The 1,979-nt window shown below is 73.3% G+C and carries 2 protein-coding genes; both read right to left on the bottom strand.

All coding sequences use genetic code 11. From position 1 onward, the window contains the following. Positions 1-27 precede the first annotated feature (27 nt). Complete coding sequence (locus tag G6026_RS11420) at positions 28-1,224, bottom strand: MarP family serine protease (protein ID WP_182613243.1); 1,197 nt, start codon at positions 1,222-1,224, stop codon at positions 28-30. Further along, positions 1,221-1,979: CoA pyrophosphatase (locus G6026_RS11425; RefSeq protein WP_182613244.1), on the bottom strand; the 759-nt coding region annotated here is incomplete at its 5' end. The genes G6026_RS11425 and G6026_RS11420, both read right to left, overlap by 4 nt.

Raw genomic sequence — 1,979 nt, forward strand, 5'->3', positions numbered from 1 at the left:
ACCGCGGGCCCACGGCGGGGTCTGCGCTCAGCGGGCCCCGACGCAGCTGCCGGTGGGGACGGGCTCCAACGAGTCCACCCCGCGCTCGAGCTGCGGCAGCACCTGCTCGACCGTGAGCGCGTACCCGGTGTCGGCGGCGTCCATCGCCGCACCGAAGACCACGCCCACGACCTGCCCCGCCGGCGTGATCAGCGGCCCCCCGGAATTGCCCTCGCGCACCGAGCCACGCAGGATGTACACCTCGCGCTCGACGGTCGCCTCACGGTAGATGTCCGGACCGCGCAGGGTCACCCTCTCCCGGATGCGTGCGGCGTCCGGCCGGTAGGGGCCGTTACCGGGGTAGCCCACCACGATGGCGTCGTCGCCGCTGCGGCCCTGCCGGTCGGCGAAGGGCAGGACCGGGGCCTGGAGACCCGGTACGCGCAGGACCGCCACGTCGACGCCCGGGTCATAGACCACCACGTCCGCGTCGAGTTCCCGGTCTCCGGCGACGACCCTCACCGAGTCCGTACCGGCCACCACGTGCGCGTTGGTCATGACCAGTCCGGGGGAGGCCACGAAGCCGGAGCCCTCCAGGGCGCGACTGCACGACTCGGCGCGGCCCAGGATCTTGAGCACGGACGGCTGCACCGCGGCCACGACCTCGGAGCCCGCGAGCACGGGATCGGGCGGGGGCACCTCCTGGAGCGGAGTCGTGCCGAAGGGGCCGAGGATGTCGGGGAACCCGGTGGTGCCGAGAACCGACGTGAACGCCGCGGGGATCCGCTGCATCTGCTCGGGCGCCACGTCGTCGATCTTCGCCAGCACCGACGACCCGCGTACCGCCTTGCCCAGTCCCGGGCCCTCCTGCGCGGCCACCGGGATGGCGACCAACCACGCCACCAGCAGCATCGCCGCGGCCTGGAACACGGCTCCGACGGTGCTGTCGAGCACCCTGGCCCCCGCCCCGGAGATGTAGCGCCGGGCGGCACGACCGATCGTCACGCCGGCGATCTGGCCGATGAGCACCATCACCGCGATCACGGCCAGCCCCGCCGCGAGCCGTCCGACGGGGGAATCGAGTTCCCTGACCAGATGAGGGGCCACGAGCAGGCCGGAGGTGGCGCCGATCGCCACCCCGAGCAGTGCGAAACCGGACGCCGCCGCCCCGTTGATCCATCCCGAGATCGCGGCCGCCGCGGCGAGCGCGTACAGCGCGATGTCGAGCCACTGCGAGCCCGTCACCGGTACCCCCTCCGGGGTTCGTCGGCGGGCAGGTCGAGCGGTTCCTCGTCCTCATCGCCGGTGAGGCCTGACCGGGCGCCGGGCACCCCGGCGACCGTCCTGTCCGCCAGCGGATCGGAGGACTCGCGTCGCGCCTCCTCCGCCGACAGCCAGGGCCGCTCCCCGTTCGCGGAGGCCGACAGGGTCTGCTCGAGATCACGCACGTCATCGGTGTCCCAGTCCAGGTCCCAGCCCGCGGAATGGAACATCGCGGCCAGGATCCCGGCGGTGAACCCCCACACCACCAGGTCCTCGTGCTGGAACGCGGGGCCCGTCCACCCGGTCGAGTGCCGCAGCAGGAAGCGATTGGCGGGGTCGAGCAACTCCCCCACCGGCACCGTCATCACCCTCGCGGTCTCGGCCGGATCCACCGACGAGACCTCCATCGGCTCCCGCCAGTAGGCCAGCACCGGGGCGACGGAGTAGTTGGAGACGGGGATGTACAACTCGGGCAGCACCGCGAGCACGTCCACACCGTCGCTCTCCAGTCCCGTCTCCTCCCACGCCTCGCGCAGGGCCGCCTCGACCGGCCCGCTGTCCGTGTCGTCGACCCCGCCACCGGGGAACGAGATCTGCCCGGAGTGGCTGCGAAGGGTCGGTGCGCGGTGCGTGAGCAGCACGCGGGCATCCTCCGGGGGACGCGGGCCGGGGGCGTGCGCCGACCCCGAGAACAGCACCAGCACCGCGGCGTGGCGGTGCGGGCGGCCGACCTCGTT

This window comes from Dietzia sp. DQ11-38-2 (assembly GCF_014145055.1).
GTDB lineage: Bacteria > Actinomycetota > Actinomycetes > Mycobacteriales > Mycobacteriaceae > Dietzia.